Here is a 22,504-nt window from a genome sequence, read left to right on the forward strand (position 1 = left end):
GCGTTCAAAAACCATTAAAATGTTTAGTAATCGATTTTACTGATAAAGATATAGTCATGAGGATGAAAACGATAAACGAGAGTTCCCAAAGCCTTTCGTCCATCATCAGATTATAACTTTTGAATAAAGGGAGCATGTGGAATGTCAGTTGAAACACAAGTAGAACAATTTATTAAAAATAAAGAGTCAGAATTTATTGAAATTAGTCATAGAATACATGAACGTCCAGAACTCGGAAACCAAGAAGTGTTTGCCTCTGGATTATTGATGCAAGAACTCACAAAATACGGATTTGAAATTGAGCAAGATATTGCAGGACACCAAACAGGATTTATCGCGGAATACCATAGCAATAAACCAGGTCCCACAATCGGCTTCCTTGCTGAATACGACGCACTTCCTGGTCTCGGACACGCATGCGGCCATAATATCATTGGTACCACAAGCGTTCTGGCCGGTATTGCTTTAAAAGAAGTCATTGATGAGGTGGGCGGCAAAGTTGTCGTTCTCGGCTGTCCAGCAGAAGAAGGCGGAGAAAACGGCAGTGCGAAAGCAAGTTATGTTAAAGGTGGAGTCATTGATCAATTAGACGTAGCTTTAATGTTGCATCCAGGTAATGAAACTTATAAAACCATCCATACTTTAGCAGTGGATGTTTTAGATATTAAATTTTATGGACGCAGTGCGCATGCCTCTGAAAATGCAAATGAAGCGATTAATGCTTTAGATGCGATGATCAGCTTTTTTAATGGGATCGCACAACTCAGACAGCAAATTAAAAAAGGAGAGCGTGTCCATGGTGTGATTTTAAATGGAGGCGAGGCAGCCAACATTATTCCGGATTTCACACATGCGCGTTTCTATACACGTTCAAGAACACGCAAAGATTTAGATTTTTTAACGAAAAGAGTAGGTCAAATTGCACAAGGTGCAGCAATACAAACAGGTTGCGACTATGAATGCAAACCTATACAAAATGGCGTAAACGAGTTTATCTTAACACCGACTTTAGATGAGTTATTTGCCCATTATGCCAAACAATATGGCGAAGAAGTTAGTGAAGATGATTTCGGTTATGGTTCGACAGATACAGGTAATGTCAGCCATGTAGTGCCGACATTGCACGCTCATATTAAAATTGGACCAAGCAATTTAGTAGGTCACACTTATAAATTCAAAGAAGCGGCAGCAAGCGAACAAGGTGATAGTGCATTAATCAAAGGTGCTACTATTTTGACACGGATGGCTTTAGATTTAATTTCTAATAATGAGTTATTACGCGAAATTAAAGAACAGCATGTTCGTAAAGTCAAACAAGCTTCTTTAAGGGAATTCCGTAAACACTCTGAACAACCAAAAGTGACTTTAAGTGATTTATACGAAGACGATATTGTCTATACGTCAAGACCTTCTTATGTATCCAATCCTTGGTTAGAACCTGATGAACATCAGTCCAACTTCTTAACTGGCCGTGAATTGCTGATTGCAAATAAGATGCCGGTGATTGTGCACGAGGCCAGCGTGTCGAATAAATTGAAACAATTATTTGACGAAGTCGGCAAAGAAGTACCGAAGAATGTCTACAAATTCCATAACCAAGCAAGTTATGAACATTTGCTTCAATCTTTAACTAAAGAGGAAAATAAGAAAATTTATTTCCAATATGTGCATAGTGAAGATTTAGTCAGCAAAGAAGATTACGCACTCAATAAAGATGTCTTTGTGGCTTTGAACAATAAAGCACGTATTCCAGAATGGACGAATGGCAAATACTTGCCGAAACGCCAAATTGTCGAAGTAGAAGAATTTGAAGCTGCCGTGCGAGATTGGGATTTTCCTTTTGTCTTGAAACCGGGTGATGATTTACCGACTGCAGGTGGTTATGGTGTTATGATTTGCTACAACCAAGAAGATTTAGATCAAGCTATTCAACGTATTAATAAAGCAGTGGAAGAAACAGATACTATCATAATTGAACAAAAAATCGAGGCAATCGCCAATTATTGCGTGCAATTTGCATATTCAGAGCAGCTCGGATTAAAATATCTCGGTACGACAGAACAGCTTACTAATAAATATGGTTTCTATAACGGTAACCAAAGTGTACCTGTGGAAGAAGTACCACAAGCAGTCATTGAAGCAGGTCGTGAAATTATGGAAATCGGTGTGGAAAAAGGATTCTATGGCGTCGGTGGCTTTGATTTGCTCTATGACAAATATGGAGACGTTTATGCCATTGATTTGAATTTCCGTCAAAACGGATCGACAAGTATGCTGCTGTTAGATGATGAGTTATCCGGTGCGAACCATAAATTCTACAGCTACTTTGCAAATGGCGACAATACTAAGTTTTTCAGAACGATTATGAAATATGTACGTCAAGGTAAAATCTACCCTTTATCCTACTACGATGGAGATTGGTATGGTAAAGATAAAGTGAATTCCCGCTTCGCTTGTATTTGGCATGGTAGTACTCGCGAGGAAGTAGAACAAAACGAACGTGCTTTCTTGAAAGAACTTGAATAAATAATATTTAGTGGAGTTGAGATAAAAGTATCTCAGCTCCACTTTCATGTATGTAGTAATATTCCATTGACTGATATACGATGTTATCATATATTTGAAATGATAAACGACATAAGAGAAAGTGGGTTTGTAATGGATTATAAACAAGAATCATTTTTTAAGGATTTACTTGTGAATGAAACTTATTATATTGCAGTCAAAGATAAGAAAATAGTAAGAAAAGAAGTAGATAACAAGTATTATCCATGCTTTTGGACAGAGAAAGAAATAGCAGAAGCTTATTTCAAAGACAACCACCAGAGTTACGATAAAATCATTTCCAGAGATATTGATCGCTTCGTAACATGTGAGATGGATGATTTGTTTGATAAAGGTGATGAAGTTTTAGTCAATGTCACTGACACAGTTCAAGGACATTTCATTGATATTTATGATTTCACAAAAGCACTCATGAGTGAGCTGGATCGCATTCGTACTGTAGAATTCTCACGTATCACAGCACGCACTGATGAAGTATTCGGTTTGACTGATAAAGGGAGTAAACAATTTATTATCATTAGTGAAAATGGGGAAAGCAAACCTAACATGATGCCGGTATGGAGTGATTTTAAATCCGCTGAAAAAGTTCGTGATGAAGATTTCGAGGAATGTGAAGTTCAAGAAGTTGAAGGAGAAGTTTTCAGTGATTGGCTTGAAAAATTACGTGACAACGATGAAGGTGTAGGCATTAATCTCAAGCCTGGTGTAGTAGGAACAATCGTTTCTGCACAAACTTTAAAGAATGAATTATCGTATTAATAATAAAGAAGGGGGATTGGACATAATTTTGCCCAATCCTCCATTTTTTTGAACTGGCAGTAGCTAGCCTTGCCGGGGCAGAACGACGAAATAATTTGAACTAATATTATTTCTGTTCTGCTCCCTACTCAGCACCAAGATAAATACTGCCTAATGCCCCTGAGAAAGCTCCGTGTTCAATATAAAAAGGTTTGAAACCTCGAAGTACGGTATAATCTTCGACAACTTTGCGAAGAAGCGGATTATTATTAAAGGAAGAACCAATATAAACGACATTTTCTGTATTGAATTCTCTGGCCAGTGTAATAGCCATAGTAGTTACTACTTCGCCAACTACTCCCATAACTGAAGCAAGTTTGTCTGCTGCAGATAATTCTTTATCCAAATTATGCAAGACATGGCCGAAGTTGGCTGCAGTTAAATCGCCCGGAATAGGGGGCTCACTATTTTTATAAATATGTTTTACTTTCAAATCGATAAATTCTCGATCTCCTTTTTGAGCGGTATCAGTAAGTTCTGTATAGTTTGAAAGGCCTGACAATAAATAGCCCAGCCCTTGAATCATACCACCACCGGCACCAATTCCGCCTACACGTTTTTGTGATTTACCATCTGAAAAGTGAAGTGATGTTCCTGTTCCGACATTCGCAAAAATATAATTGTCTAGATGATGGCCTTGTTCCTCTAAAAGTACTTCTAATCCTTTAGAAGATGCATCGAATTCTACAAATTCTTTGGCAGGAAAGTTTAATTGACTTTGAATTAATTTTGCCTTACCACCTGTTAAAGTAACGTTTTTACACGGTTGGCTATTCAACCATGCTATCACTTTATCTAGATTAGAAGAAAGTTCAGTGCGGAATGTACGTTCACCATCATTGATTTCTACAATTTTAATTAAAGTTCCGCCAGCATCGATACCGATTTTCATAGATTTCACCTCGTAAATATGTATAACTCATAATCATTAATAGTATAATCAAAAGGAAAAGAAAAAACAAAGTTAAGGAGGAGAAATAATGCAATTAAGTCCTTATATTATCGTAAATGATGTTAAAAAAGCTGCGGATTTTTATAACTCAATATTTGGCGGAAAAATAATTATACTCAATCAGCAAAAAGATAAAATTTTGCATGCTGAAGTTCAAATTAATGAAAGCACTGTTATACATCTGTCGAGTAGCTATGGAAAACCATTCAGTAATGATAACGTAAATTTAATTCTGACTTTTGATAATTTAGAAGAAGAGCAACGTGTGTATGATGCTTTAAGTGAAAATGGGAATCCGCATATGCCACTTGCTAAAACATTCTTCAATTCGATGCACGGTCAAGTTAAAGATCAATTTGGTATTAACTGGCTGATGAACTGTTTCTTAAAATGAAAATAGGGTACTTTCAACACAAACAGATTAACAAATGCCGAAGACTAAACGAAATGACTAGGGGATAATTAAATGAAACACAGCAAACAATATGACGATATTACTATCAAGCCATACGAACAAAAGTATTATCATAATATTTTAGAGTTTGAGCTGTCAGAGCGACAACAAATTTATTCATCACTGCCTATCCAAGTATTAGAAGATGCATTGGGAGATGAAAATCGCATTGCTAATATTGCGATTAATAAAGATAAAGAAGTCGTCGGTTTCTTTGTACTGCATCAATTTTACCAACATGAGGGCTACGATACACCAGACCATGTCGTTTACATCCGGTCCTTATCGATTAATGAAAAGTTTCAAGGGAATGGATATGGCACTAAGATAATGATGAACCTTCCAGATTATGTGCAGTCACTCTATAGCGATTTCAATCATCTCTATTTAGTTGTAGATGCTGAAAACCAAGCCGCCTGGAATGTCTATGAACGTGCAGGCTTTATGCATGCAGCGACCAAAGAAGAGGGCCCGATTGGCAAAGAACGACTTTATTATTTAGACTTAGACTCTAATTATGTTTCTTCTTTAAAGCTTACAGCGCCAAAAGAGCAGCCTGACAAAGAAATAGATACCGTAGATTTAATGCTCGATGGAAATAAAGTGGGCTTTATTGCATTGCAAGCTACTAATCAACGCATGCATATACGAGGAATTGAAGTTTACGAAACTCATCGCAATCAAGGTATTGCTGAAAGTGCGTTACGTCAACTCGCAACCTATGTCAGAAAAAATTATCCTACGATTAATGCATTAGATATCGTATTATTTGGGGAACATAATGAATTAAAGCCTTTATGCAAGAATAGTAATTTCGTGGAAACCTTGCAGACAGACGACTATGTGAAATACGAAAAATACATTGTCTATTAAGAGAAAGTAAGACAATGGCATTGCGAAAAGCGATATTGTCATTTATAATTTAATTTTGTTAACATGGATATTAAGAAAATTTGTGAATAACCTGATAAAGAAAGCCTTTGAAAGGAAGTTATAAAATAATGAAAATCCAAGACTACACTAAAGAAATGGTAGACGAAAAATCATTTATCGATATGGCCCACACATTATTGGAAGAAAAAGGCACTACAATGAATTTGTACGATATTATTGATGAGTTCAAATCTTTAGGCCACTACGAAGATAATGAACATTTAGAAAACCGTATCGTTCAATTCTATACTGACTTGAACACTGATGGCCGCTTCCTTAATGTCGGAGAAAATAACTGGGGATTGCGTGACTGGTACTCAGTAGACGATATTGAAGAAAAAATTGCCCCAACTATCCAAAAATTCGATATTTTAGATGAAGATGATGAAGAAGATAAAAACCTTAAACTTCTTGGTGAAGATGAAGACGAAGAAGAAGAGGAACAAGCAGAACCTACAGATTCAGACGAAGATGAAGAAGATTTAGATGACCCTCAAGACGAGGAAGAAATTAATGATTCAGATATCGTTATTGAAGAAGATAAAGATGAAATGGATGAAGCTGAAGAGTTGTTTGAAGAAGAATCAGACTTCAATGACGATCCAGATGATGATAAAATTTAATTGACTTTTCTCGGGAAAATGATAGAATTTTATTCGGGCTCCTTTAATTAGGACAACGTGTATAAATCATACGCTCCCCCTTTACATGTGATGTGAGAGGGAGCGTTTTTTTATTTTTATAACAAGTAACTTCGCAGTTAAGACAGAAATATCTCATAGCGATATTGTCTTAAGATAAAAAGAAGTAAAGACATGATATGTATAAGTAAATTAATTTGTAATTAATAGTAGGAGGATATAAAACATGACTAAGTTCATTTTTGTAACTGGTGGGGTTGTTTCCTCATTAGGTAAAGGGATTACTGCAGCATCTTTAGGAAGACTATTAAAAGATAGAGGCCTTTCTGTCACAATTCAAAAATTCGATCCATATTTGAATGTGGATCCAGGTACAATGAGTCCTTACCAACATGGGGAAGTGTTTGTAACAGATGATGGAGCAGAAACAGATTTAGATTTAGGCCACTATGAACGTTTTATAGATATTAACTTAAATAAATATTCAAACGTCACTGCCGGTAAAGTCTATTCTCACGTTTTGAAAAAAGAACGTCGCGGCGACTACTTAGGTGGTACTGTACAAGTTATTCCACATATTACAAATGAAATCAAAGAACGTTTATTATTAGCAGGCGAAAGTACGAATGCGGACGTTGTTATTACAGAAATCGGCGGCACAACAGGTGATATCGAATCATTACCATTTATCGAAGCCATCCGCCAAATCCGCAGTGACTTAGGTCGAGAAAATGTAATGTATATCCACTGTACTTTATTACCTTACATCAAAGCAGCAGGTGAAATGAAAACAAAACCTACGCAACACAGTGTTAAAGAATTGCGCGGCTTAGGTATTCAACCTGATTTAATCGTAGTCAGAACAGAATATGAAATGACACAAGATTTAAAAGATAAAATTGCATTATTCTGCGATATCCCAGAACAAAACGTTATCGAATGCCGCGATGCAGAATCTTTATATGAAATTCCATTACAATTAAGCAAACAACATATGGATGACTTAGTAATTAAACGTTTAGATTTAAATGCGAAATATGCTACACAATTAGATGACTGGAAACATTTATTAGATATCGTAAATAACCTAGATGGTGAAATCACAATTGGTTTAGTCGGTAAATATGTGAGCCTTCAAGATGCTTATTTATCAGTAGTGGAAGCATTGAAACACGCTGGCTATCCGCTTCACAAAGATATCAACGTTAAATGGATCGACTCAAGCGAATTAACAGATGACAATGCTGCAGACTACTTGAAAGACGTGGACGGAATTTTAGTACCAGGCGGCTTCGGTTTCCGTGCAAGTGAAGGTAAAATTTCAGCCATCCGTTATGCACGCGAAAACAACGTACCATACTTCGGCATCTGCTTAGGTATGCAATTAGCGACAGTAGAATTTGCACGTAACGTACTTGGCTTAGAAGGTGCACATTCAGCTGAACTTGATCCCGATACTCCTTATCCAGTGATTGATTTACTTCCTGAACAGAAAGATATTGAAGATTTGGGAGGCACTTTAAGATTGGGTCTATATCCAAGTGAAGTCAAAGAAGGTACTTTGGCGTACGACATTTATGGTAAAAAAGAAATAGAAGAAAGACATCGTCATCGTTATGAGTTTAATAACAACTATCGTGAACAGATGGAAGAGAATGGACTTGTATTCTCAGGTGTAAGTCCAGATGGCCGCCGTATTGAAATGGTAGAATTACCGCAAAATGATTTCTTCTTTGCATGTCAATTCCACCCAGAGTTCTTATCACGTCCTAATCGTCCTCAACCTATCTTCAAAGCATTTATTGAAGCGGCTAACAAATACAGAGAAGCTAAAGAAACTAAATAAGTAATATAAAACGCATCTCCGTTGATTATGGGAGATGCGTTTATTTTATGATTCAGGATCTAAATCTAAGTCGCGAATCATTTCAATCATCTGTGTATAAATCTCATAATAAATATAATTCAAAGCCATAGGATGTGGTTGAACCACTTTGTCATAATCCTCTGTATATACAATTGGACGAGGTGTACTTAAATTAATATAATGCAAGAGATGATCAGGAATGTCGACTTCTTTATTTTTATTACAAATCAGTACGAAATCAACATCTAAATCAATTAATGCTTGTGTATCTCTTTGAACTTCTTCAGTATAAAATGGCGCAAAGAGGAGTACACGGTCTGTAGAATCTATCGCTTCTAAACTTTCTAAATCAGTTAACAAACGACTAGACTCTAATTTTTCATGACTGTCTGTAATATAAGTTTCGAAGAATTTTAAATCATCATAGCCTTTGATATACACATTTCCTTCACCGCCGATTGCTTGAATTAAGCATTGTGCAGCCATTTGTATATCTAAAGATTGGTCATTTAAACGATTAAAAATGCCTGTAAGTTGGGTCTGCAATATATTTGCCATGTTTGCCTCCATAAATTTAATATATATACATTATTTTAAGGGAGAAAATAATGTAATTCAATTTTCTAATCGATGTATAAAGTACCAAGCAAACAGGGTAGTGTATAACAACACATTGCTTTAAGAAAAGTAATGGTTAAAGAATGAGGACGATATAAAATTTGAATACGTTTTCATTTGAAAATTCACACAAATTTATCAATTAAAACCGCTTACATTGTTTTTTACAATGCATTTAAGGGGTGATTTTGATATACTTAAAGTGTAAAAATCACGTGCGCGACGCACTCAAGGAGGAACTTTCATGCCTTTAGTTTCAATGAAAGAAATGTTAATCGATGCGAAAGAAAAAGGTTATGCAGTAGGTCAATATAACCTTAACAATCTAGAATTCACTCAAGCAATTCTAGAAGCTTCACAAGAACAAAATGCACCAGTTATTTTGGGTGTATCAGAAGGTGCAGCTCGTTATATGAGCGGTTTCTACACTGTAGTTAAAATGGTTGAAGGTTTATTACACGACCTTAAAATCACAGTACCGGTTGCAATTCATTTAGACCATGGTTCAAGTTTCGAAAAATGTAAAGAAGCAATCGACGCTGGTTTTACATCAGTTATGATTGACGCTTCACATAGTCCATTTGAAGAAAACATTGAAATCACTAAAAAAGTTGTAGACTACGCACATGAACGCGGTGTTTCTGTAGAAGCTGAATTAGGTACTGTAGGCGGACAAGAAGACGATGTAGTAGCAGACGGCGTTATCTATGCAGACCCTAAAGAGTGTCAAGAATTAGTTGAAAAAACTGGAATTGATACTTTAGCACCAGCTTTAGGTTCTGTACATGGTCCTTACAAAGGCGAACCTAACTTAGGTTTCAAAGAAATGGAAGAAATTGGAGAATCTACAGGTTTACCATTAGTATTACACGGTGGTACTGGTATCCCAACTAAAGATATCCAAAAATCAATTTCTTTAGGTACAGCAAAAATCAATGTTAATACTGAAAACCAAATTGCTTCTGCTAAAGCAGTTCGTGAAGTATTAGATAATGATAAAGATGTTTACGATCCACGTAAATATTTAGGACCAGCTCGTGAAGCTATCAAAGCTACAGTAACGGGTAAAATTAAAGAGTTCGGTACTTCAAACCGCGCATAATCAGATTCAACATTTAGCATTCAAGAAGAGCATCTTTTATGGTGCTCTTTTTTCGTGCGTCGCTATTTTCATTGAGTGTTTACAGAGGCAGAAACGTATCAATTTAAAGAGAGAAATAAATTGATTAAGCTTAATTTTAAAAAATAAAATCAATACCTCAGTAGTGAAATAATTTTACAGTTTTATTATCCTTTATGCTATAATATCTAAAGTGATTTAAGCAATTAACAATGGAAGAGTTTCATTATATTCCAACCTATTCATTATAGGGTACATAAGCTGCATTATAGGTTAATATTTTATATAAATAGTAAGTGTTATATTCAACTTAGAAGCTAATATTTATAAGGGAAGATAATACTATGATTACTATTTTTATATTATAATCAATTAGAGTGATTACCAATAGGGAAAATGATTGGATTAAATAAACTGACTGATGACAATTGAATAATCATCATTTGGAGTGGGAAACTGTTATAGATAGAAGTTGAACAGTTTGATTTATGAAGGAATAAAGATTGAATGAAAAAGGAGAACAAAAGGATGGCTCAAGAAGTAATAAAAATTAGAGGCGGGCAGCCATTAAGCGGAAAAGTTAAAATTAACGGTGCTAAAAATAGCGCAGTTGCTATTATTCCTGCTGCATTATTAGCAGAAGATGTAGTGACATTAGAAGGCTTGCCGCAAATTTCAGATGTTGAGACGTTAGTAAGCTTGTTAGGTGATTTGAATATTAAAACTGATTTAGAAGATACAGATTTACGCATCGACCCTACAGAAATCCAAAATGCATCTTTGCCTAATCATAAAGTAGAGTCTTTAAGAGCGTCATATTATATGATGGGGGCAATGCTCGGCCGCTTTAAAAAATGTGTGATTGGATTGCCAGGCGGTTGTCCATTAGGACCACGTCCGATTGATCAACATATTAAAGGTTTCAAAGCTTTAGGTGCCAAGATTGATGAGTCCAGCCCGACTTCTATGAAAATTGAAGCAGAGGAATTAAAAGGTGCAAATATTTTCCTTGATATGGTAAGCGTCGGTGCGACTATTAATATTATGCTGGCGGCCGTAAGAGCGAAAGGACAAACTGTTATTGAAAATGCAGCAAAAGAACCTGAAGTAGTAGATGTGGCGACTTTCTTAACTGGAATGGGTGCTCATATTAAAGGTGCTGGTACAAGTACTATTAAAATTACAGGTGTGGACCATTTGCATGGAGTTGCACACCAAATTATCCCAGATCGCATTGAAGCCGGTACATACATGTGTATGGCTGCAGCTTGCGGAACAGAGGTGGAATTGGAAAATATCATTCCTAAACATATTGAACCTCTAACAGTTAAACTACGTGAATTAGGTGCGGAAATCGATATGCATGATGATTCTGTGATAATCAAAAGTAAAATTCCTTATGAGAGTGTAAATATTAAAACGCTAGTTTACCCAGGATTCGCAACAGACTTGCAACAACCGATTACGCCTTTATTATTCTTAGCAGATGGTCCTTCGTTTGTCACAGATACAATCTATCCTGAACGTTTTAAACACGTTGATGAACTTCAAAAAATGGGAGGAAATATTCACGTCGATCAAGGTACTGCAACAATCAAACCTTCTCAATTGCATGGTGCAGCTGTATATGCGAGCGATTTACGTGCCGGAGCAAGTTTGATTATTGCCGGTTTAATTGCAGAAGGCATAACTACTATTTATAATGTCAACCATATTTACAGAGGGTATGCTAATATAGTAGAAAATTTAAAATCCTTAGGCGCAGATATTTGGGCTGAAACACTTTAAAAAATGTGATATACTTTATATACTAACTAAGCATGATTGCATATCATGAAGAGGTGATTTAAATGGAAGTATGTCCATATCTAGAAGAGACATTTAAAATTATCGGCAGAAGTTGGAATGGTTTAATTATTAATTATCTCTCAAGATGTCCAGAAAGTTCAGCTCACTTCAGTGATATGAAAAAAGATTTGAAACCGATAACGCCACGTGCATTAAGTTTAAAATTGACTGAATTAATGGATTGGGATTTAGTAGATAAAAATATCGTTTCCAAAGCGCCGCTTTCTATTGTGTATCAACTTACAGATAAAGGCGAAGCTTTAGCTGAAGCTCTGAAACCGATGGAAGAATGGGCTCAAAAATATGTAGAACTCGAAAATAATCAAACACAAGTATAAATTTTAAAGCCGGGACATAATGATGTCCTGGCTTATCTTTTTGAACTGGCAATAGTTATCTGAATAAGAAACACGTTTAAAATATATTCAGAATGGAAAGAATATAAATATAAGTCGTAATTTCTAAGGAGTGACTATAATTGAGAATTCAAACTAAACAATATATCAATGGCGAATGGGTAGACAGTGCAAGTGGTGAAACGCTTGATGTGATTAACCCAGCAAATGAAGAAGTTCTAGGTCAAATTGCAAAAGGCAATAAAGAAGACGTAGATAAAGCAGTAGATGCTGCAAACAATGTTTATCTTGAATTCCGTCACAGCAGTGTAGAATATAGAAGAGATTTACTAGATAAAATTGTAAAAGAATATAAGAATAGAAAACAAGATATTATCGAAGTAATTACAGATGAACTAGGTTCACCTCTTGAAGTTTCAGAGAATGTTCATTATCAAATGGGTCTTGAACACTTTACAGAAGCACGAGATGCACTAGACAACTTTAAATTTGAAGAAAAACGCGGTGAAGATTTAGTAGTCAAAGAAGCAATCGGTGTCGCAGGATTAATTACACCATGGAATTTCCCTACTAACCAAACATCATTAAAATTAGCTGCAGCTTTCGCAGCAGGTAGTCCAGTGGTCTTAAAACCTTCTGAAATGACACCATTTGCTGCAATCATTTTAGCAGAAATCTTTGATAAAGTAGGCGTACCTAAAGGTGTATTCAACTTAGTAAATGGCGACGGTGAAGGCGTCGGCAACCCGTTAAGTGAAAATCCTAAAGTACGTATGATGTCATTTACTGGTTCTGGTCCTACTGGTGCTAAGATTATGCAAAAAGCAGCAGAAGACTTCAAGAAAGTTTCATTAGAATTAGGTGGTAAATCACCTTATATTATCCTTGATGATTCAGATATTGAAGGCGCTGCAGAAGCGGCAGTAGGCAAAGTTTATAATAACACTGGTCAAGTTTGTACAGCAGGTACACGTACAATCGTGCCAGAATCAATGAAAGATGACTTTATTAAAGCTGCGAAAGAAAAAATGAGTGCAGTTAAAGTGGGCGACCCAAGAGAAAAAGGCGTACAAATGGGTCCAATCATCAGTAAAAAACAATTCGATCAAGTAGAAAATTATATCCAAAAAGGTATCGATGAAGGTGCTGAACTGGTACTTGGCGGTGTCGGCAAACCAGAAGGCTTAGATAAAGGATATTTCGCAAAACCAACTATCTTTGCGAATGTAAAAAATGATATGACGATTGCACAAGAAGAAATCTTTGGTCCTGTAATGTCTATCATCACTTATAAAGACTTAAACGAAGCAATTAAAATAGCCAACGACACTAAATATGGCTTAGCTGGTTATGTATATGGCAAAGACTTAAACACATTAAGAAAAGTTGCACGTGAGATTGAAGCAGGTACAATTGAAATTAATGAAGCGGGCCGTAAACCAGACTTACCATTCGGCGGCTATAAACAATCAGGTCTTGGCCGTGAATGGGGCGATTATGGTATCGAAGAATTCCTAGAAGTAAAATCAATCGCTGGCTATTATGAATAAGTTTATTATAAATCTTTAAGCAAATATGATTATTAAACCGGGGTTAATTCCTCGGTTTTTTAATGTTAAATGCAAGAATAAGACAAATTTTGTCCAATTTACCCAAAGAGTTTAATTTTCAGCTAGAATGATTTTGTAATTAAAAACAAAATTTGCTATTATAAGTCTAGTATAATTACTTGTTAAAAAGTGATTTATAAAGAATCTATAATGAAATGAGTGTCAATCATGACTGAAAGAGTGCGTACATCTCCTCAATATGAGTCCTTTCATGAGCTGTACAAGAACAATACAACAAAAGTTCTCACTGAGAAAGCTAAAGCATTAAAACTAACTAATTACAGCAAACTCAATAAGAAAGAATTAGTACTTGCCATTATGGAAGCACAGATGGAAAAAGATGGGAATTACTACATGGAAGGCATCTTAGATGATATCCAGCCGGATGGATATGGCTTTTTACGAACGGTCAACTATTCAAAAGGTGAAAAAGATATTTATATCTCTGCCAGCCAAATTCGTCGTTTCGAAATTAAACTCGGCGACAAAGTAACTGGTAAAGTAAGAAAACCAAAAGATAATGAAAAATACTATGGTTTGCTCCAAGTTGATTTCGTCAACGATCATAACGCAGAGGAAGTAAAGAAAAGACCCCACTTCCAAGCTTTAACTCCACTTTATCCCGAAGAAAGAATCAAATTAGAAACAGTACCCACTAACTATTCGACTAGAATTATGGATTTAGTTGTGCCTATCGGTTTAGGACAACGTGGATTAATTGTAGCACCACCTAAAGCAGGAAAGACTTCTTTATTAAAAGAAATAGCCAATGCAATATCAACAAACAAACCTGATGCTAAATTATTTATCCTCTTAGTGGGTGAAAGACCTGAAGAGGTAACAGATATAGAACGCTCAAGCGAAGACGCTGAGGTTGTACACTCTACATTTGACGAACCGCCTCAACACCATGTGAAAGTTGCAGAGTTACTGTTAGAACGTGCGAAACGCCTTGTTGAAATCGGTGAGGATGTTATCATTTTGATGGATTCCATTACACGACTTGCGCGTGCATATAACTTAGTCATTCCACCAAGTGGCCGTACTTTATCAGGTGGTTTAGATCCTGCTTCTTTATATAAACCTAAGAATTTCTTCGGTGCAGCCAGAAATATTGAAGCTGGTGGTAGTTTGACCATCTTAGCTACTGCCTTAGTAGACACAGGTTCTCGTATGGATGATGTTATCTATGAAGAATTCAAAGGAACAGGTAATATGGAATTACATCTGGATCGCAAACTTTCAGAACGTCGTATTTTCCCAGCTATTGATATCGCGAGAAGTTCAACACGTAAAGAAGAATTGTTAGTGGATCAAAAAGAACTAGACAGCTTATGGCAACTGCGTAATATGTTCCGCGATACGACAGATTTTACAGAACGCTTTATTCGCAAGCTGAAAAGATCTAAAACGAACAAAGAATTTTTTGAACAACTTCAAGCTGCTGCAGTTGAAAGTCAAAAGACAGGCAAACCGATAATCTAATAATTTCTCAAAGAAGAATTCTAGAATGGGTTGCAATTTATACTGCTACCAATTATAATTACTAAGTATTGGGTAAAAACTCACAAATAACTCTGTTCCAGATGGTTCAGGGCAAAGGAGCTGAAATAATAATGAGACAAGGAATTCATCCTGAATACCACAAAGTTATTTTCTTAGATACAACAACTAACTTTAAATTTTTAAGTGGTTCAACTAAAACATCATCAGAAACTATGGAATGGGAAGACGGCAACGAATATCCAGTAATTCGTTTGGACATCTCTTCTGATTCACATCCGTTCTATACTGGTCGTCAAAAATTCGCTGCTGCGGATGGCCGTATCGAACGTTTCAACAAAAAATTTGGTTTCAAATCATCAAATAATAACGAATAATTTCGATTATACGCAACTCTCGCTTAGGCGGGAGTTTTTTTATTATATCGGTTTTTAAATTAGGAATTAGTGCGCTATCAAAATTAAAAATATGATATAATGAGATGATTTTGATTTGAAAAGGATGGAAAAGCATAATGTACGAAACTTATCATTCCGGATGGATTGAATGTATCACTGGCAGTATGTTCAGCGGGAAATCTGAAGAATTAATTCGTCGATTAAAACGTGGTATTTTTGCTAAACAAAAAGTAGTGGTATTCAAACCGACAATAGATGACCGCTATCACAAAGAAAAAGTGGTATCTCATAATGGCAATGCAATTGAGGCCATTAATATACAATGCGCCGAAGAGATTTTAGAACATGACTTATCTGAAGTTGATGTTATAGGTATAGATGAAGTTCAATTTTTTGAAAATAATATTGTAGATATTGCACAAGATTTAGCTGAACAAGGTCATCGTGTCATCGTTGCGGGTTTAGACATGGACTTTAGAGGACGACCTTTCGAACCTATGCCGCAATTGTTGGCGGTGAGTGAACTTGTTACAAAGTTACAAGCTGTATGTGCAGTATGCGGAGCGCCTGCCAGCAGAACACAACGTCTCATTAATGGCAGACCAGCTAAAGCGGATGATCCGGTTATCATGGTCGGAGCAGACGAAAGTTACGAACCAAGATGTCGCGCACATCATATTGTTGCGCCGAGTGAATCTGAGAAGGAGGAATTATAGTGTTTGACCAGTTAGATATAGTTGAAGAACGTTATGAGCAATTAAATGAATTACTGAGTGATCCAGATGTTGTCAGCGATTCCAATAAGCTGAGAGAGTATTCTAAAGAACAATCGGATCTTCAAAAGACTGTAGATGTATATCGTCAATATAAACAAAATAAAGAAGATATTGACGAAATTGTAGAAATGCTCTCTGAAACATCTGATAAAGAAGAAGTAGATATGTTGAAAGCAGATATGAGTGAATTGAAAGATACACTTCCTGGTTTAGAAGAAGAATTGAAAATGTTGTTGATTCCTAAAGATCCGAATGATGACAAAAACGTTGTAGTTGAAATCAGAGCAGCTGCAGGCGGCGATGAAGCGGCTATATTTGCAGGCGATTTATATCGTATGTACACACGCTACAGTGAATCACTTGGATATAAAACAGAAGTGATTGAAATGAATGATAGTGACCACGGTGGTTTTAAAGAAATCAGTTTCACTATTAATGGACAAGGTGCTTATTCTAAATTGAAATATGAAAACGGTGCTCACCGTGTACAACGTGTACCAGAAACTGAATCAGGCGGGCGTATCCATACTTCTACGGCTACAGTGGCTGTATTGCCTGAAGCGGAAGATGTAGAAGTAGATATTAAAGATGCTGATTTGAAAATTGAAACTTACCGTTCAAGCGGTGCAGGTGGACAACACGTCAATACGACTGACTCAGCAGTACGTATTACACACTTGCCAACAGGAATTATTGCGACTTCATCAGAAAAATCTCAAATTCAAAACCGTGAGAAAGCTTTAAAAGTATTAAAAGCACGTGTTTATGATATGAAATTACAAGAAGAACAAGAAAAATATGATTCAGAACGTAAATCAGCTGTTGGTACAGGAGACCGTTCAGAACGTATTCGTACGTATAACTATCCGCAAAACCGTGTAACCGATCATCGTATTGGTTTGACGATTCAAAAATTAGATCAAATTGTTGAAGGTAAATTAGAGGAAATCATTGACGCTTTAACAATGTCTGAACAGACTGAGAAATTGAAAGAATTGAATAACGTTGACCTATAGAGAGGCTGTGCTGCAAGCTTCACAACAAGCGACAGCAAGAGGGTTTGAATCAAAACGTGCAGAATGGCTGCTGACTGATTTATTTGAGTGGTCATTCACTGATTATGTGATGCATATGAATGAACAAATTCCTGATGATAAGTATGCACTTTTCCAATCTGCCGTTCAAAGAATGCTGAAGGGAGAACCGATTCAATATATTACGGGAACTCAAAGTTTCTTAGGCGAAAAATTCCAAGTAGATGAGCGGTGTTTAATTCCGCGTCCTGAAACCGAAGAAGTATTCATGCATTTTCAAACACATTGCAAACAAAATGCAGTAGTAGCGGATATCGGGACAGGAAGCGGAATTCTTGCAGTGATGCTGAAGCTATTACGCCCTGACTTGGAAGTTTATGCCACAGATTTGTATGATGGACCGCTAGAAATAGCACAGCAAAATGCGAAAGCCCATCATACAAATGTTACTTTCTTAAAAGGGAATGCACTAGAGCCGATTGTAGAACGCAACATTCGTTTGGATGGACTCATTTCAAATCCACCTTATATTGACTTTGCTGAAGCTGCTGATATGACCGAAACAGTTTTAGACTTCGAACCGCATCAAGCTTTGTTTGCTGATAACCAAGGTTTAGCAGTTTATATAGCAATCATTGAACAGCTGCCATTTGTTATGAATGAGAAGAGTTTGGTGGTATTTGAAATCGGATACGAACAAGGAACAGTATTAAAAGCAATTATCGAAGATAAATATCCGCACCTTAATGTGGAAGTCATTGCAGATATTAATAATAATGATCGAATTGTCTCTTTTTATTGGACATCAAAGTAGAAAAGTTATGGAGATTGGGAAAACGTTGGAATTCCTGATTCTCGCATAACTTTTTATTATGCATTAAACTGATTATGAAAGGACGTGTCAAAAGATGCAGACAAAAATATGGGATTTAAGTAAAAATATTGATTCGTCAAAAGCTGAAACAGCAATAAAGGAAATTGCTGAAATTTATAAAAAAGGCGGTTTAGTCGCAATACCTACTGAAACTGTGTATGGTCTCGGTGCTAATGCTAAAGATGATGCGGCTGTGAAAAAGATTTACGAAGCAAAAGGACGACCATCAGATAATCCATTAATCGTCCATATATACGAAGCAGCACAAATGGATGATTTTATTGCTGAAATTCCTGAGAAGGCACAACGGTTGATGAATGTATTCTGGCCCGGACCTATTTCCTTTATCTTACCTTTAAAAGAAGGTTATTTATGCGAAAGAGTTTCTGGCGGTTTGTCCTCAATTGCTGTCAGAATGCCGAGCCACCCAGTCGGACGTGTAATATTGAAAGAAACAAGACTTCCGATTGCTGCACCAAGTGCTAATTTGAGCGGTCGTCCATCTCCTACAACCTTTGACCATGTCTTTTATGATTTGAATGGCAAGGTAGATGGAATTGTAAACGGCGATCAGAGCGAAGAAGGCTTAGAAAGCACAGTCTTAGATTGTACGCAGTATCCATTTAGAATAGCCAGACCCGGTGCAATAACAGTGGAAATGATTGAACAAGTTATTCCTGGAAGTGTCGATACTACAACTATTCTCAATACTGAAAAACCCATTGCACCAGGTATGAAATATAAACATTATTCACCAGATACTCCTGTTATGATGCTGACAGACTTAAATACAGTAATTACACCTGATAAGGATTGGGAAAATACATTATTTGCTGTACCCGCTTCTCTTAAACACTATGTTCCAAAGACTGCAATATATAGAGAATTAAGTGTAGACGAGTTGGATTTGAAAAATGCTAATCATAATTTATATCAAATTCTGCATGAGTTAGATACCGAGACAAATATTGAACAAGGTTATATTTTTAAATTTCCTGAAAATGATGAAAGTCAAGCTTTCTTAAACCGCTTAGCAAAAGCTACTGGAAATCAAGAAATAGGAGCTGCTCAACTATGAAAATAATTTTTGTGTGTACAGGTAATACTTGCAGAAGCCCTATAGCTGAAAGTATTGCAAAAAAGTTGATGCCACAGCATGAGATTATGTCTCGAGGATTATTCGCTATGGATAGTCAGCCACTGTCTGTATATGCTGCACAAATTTTAAAGGAAGAAAATTTCACATCTCCGACACATGCACAGCAGTTAAGAAAAGTAGATTTGGATGCAGATTTAATCTTAACGATGACTGCAGATCATAAACAACAAATACAAATGATGTATGCGCAACCATTACCGGTTTATACGCTTTATGAATATATCGAACAGCCAGGAGAAGTTTCAGATCCTTACGGTGGCAGTTATTCCGACTATCAAAATATTTATAAAGAGCTCTATTATTTGATTACGGAATTGCAACATCGCATCGACTTTCTATGAATAATTAGTATAAGTTAAGATACAAATGCGTTATAATAATTCCATAAAGCATCGTTTGCTTGTATTAAAGTTAAGTTAACAAGAAAAATATATTCTCTGTTTACTTGATTTCAATATTATCAATAAACAAAGGGGTGGAATTAAATGGAAAATTTGAAGTTGTTGCTAGATGAATTACAAGAACAAGATTTCTTTAAAGCTGGTGAAATTTGCGTTATCGGCTGTTCTACATCTGAAGTGCTTGGAGAAAGAATCGGTTCTGTTGGTTCAATTGATGTCGCACAGCAAATCTTTGACGCTTTAATGAAAGTAAGTAATGATACTGGCGTTATTTTCGCTTTTCAGGGATGTGAGCACATTAATAGGGCAATTACAATCGAACGTGAACATTTCAATCCACTTACAATGGAAGAAGTCACAGTTGTACCCGCTGTCCATGCTGGAGGCAGTATGTCCACATATGCTTATCGTCATATGAAAGATCCCATGGTAGTCGAAGCGATTACAGCAACACGTGGAATCGATATTGGACAAACTATGATTGGGATGCACATTAAACATGTTGCCATTCCTGTTCGAACTTCAGTCAAAACAGTCGGAGATGCAGTTGTCACGATTGCTTCTTCCAGACCGAAATTGATTGGCGGCGAACGTGCTCACTATACTTTATAACTAATCGAATTGGGGGAATGATGTCATGTCATTTATCGAAAAGGAAGACAAAGCAGTATTTGAAGCAATTCAAAATGAATACAACCGCCAGAATAACAACATTGAACTTATTGCATCTGAAAACTTTGTATCTGAAGCAGTTATGGAAGCACAAGGCTCAGTATTAACGAATAAGTATGCTGAAGGTTATCCTGGTCGCCGCTATTATGGTGGTTGCCAATATGTCGATGTTACTGAAACATTAGCAATTGAACGTGCGAAAGAACTATTCGGTGCTGAACATGTAAACGTTCAACCGCACTCAGGTTCTCAAGCCAATATGGCAGTTTACTTAGTAGCATTAGATTACGGCGATACTGTATTAGGTATGAATTTAAGCCATGGAGGCCATTTAACTCATGGTGCCAAAGTGAATTTCAGCGGTAAGTTCTACAACTTTGTTGAATATGGAGTAGATAAAGAAACAGAACGTATTGACTATGAAGAAGTACGTCGTCTTGCTCAAGAAAACAAACCTAAGTTAATTGTTGCAGGCGCATCTGCTTATCCTCGTGAAATCGACTTCAAGAAATTCAAAGAAATTGCTGACGAAGTCGGTGCTAAACTAATGGTAGATATGGCACATATCGCTGGTCTTGTGGCAGCCGGATTGCATCAAAATCCTGTTGATTATGCAGACTTTGTTACTACAACAACACATAAGACTCTAAGAGGCCCTCGTGGCGGAATGATTCTTACTAAAGAAGAATATGCTAAACAAATTGATAAAACGATCTTCCCAGGTATTCAAGGCGGTCCGTTAGAGCACGTAATCGCTGCAAAAGCAGTAGCATTTGGTGAAGCATTGAATCCTGATTTCAAAGATTATCAAGAACAAGTGATTAAGAATGCGAAAGTCTTAGCTGAAACATTGGTTAAAGAAGGCTTCAGAGTTGTTTCAGGTGGAACTGATAACCACTTAGTAGCTGTTGATGTTAAAGGTTCATTCGGTATTACAGGGAAAGAAGCGGAAGAAGCTCTTGATGAAGTAGGTATCACTTGTAATAAGAACACCATTCCTTTCGATCAAGAAAAACCTTTCGTTACAAGTGGTTTGCGCTTAGGTACACCAGCAGCTACAACACGGGGATTCCAAGAGGCAGATTTTGAAGAAGTAGCTAAAATTATTAGCTTAGTTGTTCAAAATCCTAAAAATGAAGCGAAATTAAAAGAAGCAAGTGATCGTGTAGCAGCTTTGACTTCAAAACATCCATTATATAAATAAGATAAACTAGGAGGCAACACCGTTATGGGTAAAGTACATGTATTTGACCATCCGCTTATTCAACATAAAATGAGTTATATCCGTGATGCAAACACGGGCACTAAAGAATTCAGAGAACTAGTTGATGAAGTCGGTATGTTGATGGCTTACGAAGTAACCAGAGATTTAGAACTTCAAGACGTTGAAATTGAAACGCCTGTTACCAAAACAACTGCGAAAAGATTGTCAGGAAAGAAATTAGCATTTGTACCTATTTTAAGAGCTGGTTTAGGAATGACTCAAGGTATCTTAAGTTTGATTCCAGCTGCCAGAGTAGGGCACGTAGGATTGTACCGTGATCCTGAAACATTGAAAGCAGTAGAATATTTTGTGAAATTGCCACAAGATATTGAAGAACGTGAAATCGTAGTAGTAGACCCTATGTTAGCAACAGGTGCTTCTGCGATTGAAGCTATTAATTCTTTGAAAACACGCGGTGCGAAAAATATTCGCTTTATGTGCCTGATTGCTGCGCCTGAAGGTGTAGAAAAATTACAAGAAGCACATCCAGATGTAGATATCTTTATTGCAGCTCTTGATGAAAAGTTGAATGATAAAGCATATATCACACCAGGTTTAGGCGACGCTGGCGACCGTTTATTCGGTACAAAATAATTGGGACACAGCAAGGCGCTCCCGTTTCTTTTATATTAACGGTGTAACTAGTGTCTTTATAATATAA

Annotated in this window: 22 protein-coding genes and 1 pseudogene; 21 read left to right on the plus strand and 2 right to left on the minus strand. The window is 36.5% G+C overall.

All coding sequences use genetic code 11. The features are described from left to right. Nucleotides 1–141: 141 nt before the first annotated feature. From CKV71_RS12650 to CKV71_RS04350, 3 genes and pseudogenes are all read left to right on the plus strand, one after another. Nucleotides 142–1,299, plus strand: a pseudogene (locus tag CKV71_RS12650) (M20 family metallopeptidase); the annotation flags it as partial. Between the two features lie 60 nt (nt 1,300–1,359). Further along, nucleotides 1,360–2,526: an L-aspartate--L-methionine ligase LdmS gene (gene ldmS / locus CKV71_RS12655; protein WP_231917564.1), complete on the plus strand. Its 1,167-nt coding sequence runs from the start codon at nt 1,360–1,362 to the stop codon at nt 2,524–2,526. Between the two features lie 132 nt (nt 2,527–2,658). Continuing rightward, nucleotides 2,659–3,324, plus strand: a complete 666-nt coding sequence (locus CKV71_RS04350; RefSeq protein WP_095104196.1) for a DUF2750 domain-containing protein — start codon at nt 2,659–2,661, stop codon at nt 3,322–3,324. A 124-nt stretch (nt 3,325–3,448) separates the two neighbouring features. Here the strand turns inward: CKV71_RS04350 and coaW are convergent, their stop codons facing one another. Further along, nucleotides 3,449–4,255 (minus strand): type II pantothenate kinase, encoded by an 807-nt coding sequence (coaW, locus tag CKV71_RS04355; RefSeq protein ID WP_095104201.1) that lies wholly within the window; start codon nt 4,253–4,255, stop codon nt 3,449–3,451. 88 nt (nt 4,256–4,343) lie between these two features. Between coaW and CKV71_RS04360 the strand changes: the two genes are divergently transcribed. The 4 genes from CKV71_RS04360 (at nt 4,344) to CKV71_RS04375 (ending at nt 8,189) form a co-directional block, all read left to right on the plus strand. Continuing rightward, entirely contained in the window at nt 4,344–4,709 is a 366-nt protein-coding gene (locus CKV71_RS04360; RefSeq protein WP_186824453.1) for a VOC family protein, read from the plus strand. Between the two features lie 72 nt (nt 4,710–4,781). Continuing rightward, nucleotides 4,782–5,642: a GNAT family N-acetyltransferase gene (locus CKV71_RS04365; RefSeq protein ID WP_095104211.1), complete on the plus strand. Its 861-nt coding sequence runs from the start codon at nt 4,782–4,784 to the stop codon at nt 5,640–5,642. 128 nt (nt 5,643–5,770) lie between these two features. Continuing rightward, the gene (rpoE, locus tag CKV71_RS04370) at nt 5,771–6,325 is read left to right on the plus strand and encodes a DNA-directed RNA polymerase subunit delta (RefSeq protein WP_095104214.1); all 555 of its coding nucleotides are present in this window, start codon (nt 5,771–5,773) and stop codon (nt 6,323–6,325) included. 244 nt (nt 6,326–6,569) lie between these two features. Then, nucleotides 6,570–8,189: a CTP synthase gene (locus CKV71_RS04375; RefSeq protein ID WP_095104218.1), complete on the plus strand. Its 1,620-nt coding sequence runs from the start codon at nt 6,570–6,572 to the stop codon at nt 8,187–8,189. A gap of 45 nt (nt 8,190–8,234) precedes the next feature. Here the strand turns inward: CKV71_RS04375 and CKV71_RS04380 are convergent, their stop codons facing one another. After that, a complete protein-coding gene (locus CKV71_RS04380; RefSeq protein WP_095104223.1) occupies nt 8,235–8,768 on the minus strand; it encodes a DUF2529 family protein in 534 nt (177 codons plus the stop codon). 304 nt (nt 8,769–9,072) lie between these two features. On the opposite strand from CKV71_RS04380, the gene fdaB reads away from it, so the two are divergent. The 14 genes from fdaB (at nt 9,073) to upp (ending at nt 22,437) form a co-directional block, all read left to right on the plus strand. Then, nucleotides 9,073–9,930, plus strand: a complete 858-nt coding sequence (gene fdaB, locus CKV71_RS04385) for a class IIb fructose-bisphosphate aldolase FdaB (RefSeq protein ID WP_095104228.1) — start codon at nt 9,073–9,075, stop codon at nt 9,928–9,930. Nucleotides 9,931–10,476: 546 nt separating this feature from the next. Then, the gene (locus tag CKV71_RS04390; protein WP_095104232.1) at nt 10,477–11,736 is read left to right on the plus strand and encodes a UDP-N-acetylglucosamine 1-carboxyvinyltransferase; all 1,260 of its coding nucleotides are present in this window, start codon (nt 10,477–10,479) and stop codon (nt 11,734–11,736) included. Nucleotides 11,737–11,798: 62 nt separating this feature from the next. Then, nucleotides 11,799–12,134, plus strand: a complete 336-nt coding sequence (locus CKV71_RS04395) for a winged helix-turn-helix transcriptional regulator (RefSeq protein ID WP_095104234.1) — start codon at nt 11,799–11,801, stop codon at nt 12,132–12,134. Nucleotides 12,135–12,274: 140 nt separating this feature from the next. Then, nucleotides 12,275–13,702: an aldehyde dehydrogenase family protein gene (locus CKV71_RS04400; protein WP_095104236.1), complete on the plus strand. Its 1,428-nt coding sequence runs from the start codon at nt 12,275–12,277 to the stop codon at nt 13,700–13,702. Nucleotides 13,703–13,930: 228 nt separating this feature from the next. Continuing rightward, nucleotides 13,931–15,247, plus strand: coding sequence for a transcription termination factor Rho (gene rho / locus CKV71_RS04405; protein ID WP_095104238.1), 1,317 nt, complete (start codon nt 13,931–13,933; stop codon nt 15,245–15,247). A gap of 131 nt (nt 15,248–15,378) precedes the next feature. Beyond that, on the plus strand, nt 15,379–15,642 hold the full coding sequence (locus CKV71_RS04410) for a type B 50S ribosomal protein L31 (RefSeq protein ID WP_095104240.1): 264 nt from the start codon (nt 15,379–15,381) through the stop codon (nt 15,640–15,642). 137 nt (nt 15,643–15,779) lie between these two features. Next, nucleotides 15,780–16,379, plus strand: a complete 600-nt coding sequence (locus tag CKV71_RS04415; protein WP_095104242.1) for a thymidine kinase — start codon at nt 15,780–15,782, stop codon at nt 16,377–16,379. Next, nucleotides 16,379–17,455 (plus strand): peptide chain release factor 1, encoded by a 1,077-nt coding sequence (gene prfA, locus CKV71_RS04420; protein WP_095104244.1) that lies wholly within the window; start codon nt 16,379–16,381, stop codon nt 17,453–17,455. The genes CKV71_RS04415 and prfA overlap by 1 nt, the downstream gene beginning before the upstream one ends. Next, nucleotides 17,445–18,287: a peptide chain release factor N(5)-glutamine methyltransferase gene (prmC, locus tag CKV71_RS04425; RefSeq protein ID WP_170168044.1), complete on the plus strand. Its 843-nt coding sequence runs from the start codon at nt 17,445–17,447 to the stop codon at nt 18,285–18,287. Before prfA ends, prmC begins: the two co-directional genes overlap by 11 nt. 94 nt (nt 18,288–18,381) lie before the next feature. Beyond that, entirely contained in the window at nt 18,382–19,425 is a 1,044-nt protein-coding gene (locus tag CKV71_RS04430; protein ID WP_095104246.1) for an L-threonylcarbamoyladenylate synthase, read from the plus strand. Beyond that, a complete protein-coding gene (locus CKV71_RS04435) occupies nt 19,422–19,847 on the plus strand; it encodes a low molecular weight protein arginine phosphatase (protein WP_095104248.1) in 426 nt (141 codons plus the stop codon). The genes CKV71_RS04430 and CKV71_RS04435 overlap by 4 nt, the downstream gene beginning before the upstream one ends. Before the next feature lie 144 nt (nt 19,848–19,991). Next, on the plus strand, nt 19,992–20,519 hold the full coding sequence (locus CKV71_RS04440; protein WP_095104250.1) for a TIGR01440 family protein: 528 nt from the start codon (nt 19,992–19,994) through the stop codon (nt 20,517–20,519). Between the two features lie 25 nt (nt 20,520–20,544). Beyond that, nucleotides 20,545–21,783: a serine hydroxymethyltransferase gene (glyA, locus tag CKV71_RS04445; protein ID WP_095104252.1), complete on the plus strand. Its 1,239-nt coding sequence runs from the start codon at nt 20,545–20,547 to the stop codon at nt 21,781–21,783. Between the two features lie 24 nt (nt 21,784–21,807). Continuing rightward, entirely contained in the window at nt 21,808–22,437 is a 630-nt protein-coding gene (gene upp, locus CKV71_RS04450; protein WP_095104254.1) for a uracil phosphoribosyltransferase, read from the plus strand. The last annotated feature ends 67 nt before the right edge of the window (nt 22,438–22,504 follow it).

The organism is Staphylococcus piscifermentans (assembly GCF_900186985.1).
GTDB classification, from domain to species: domain Bacteria; phylum Bacillota; class Bacilli; order Staphylococcales; family Staphylococcaceae; genus Staphylococcus; species Staphylococcus piscifermentans.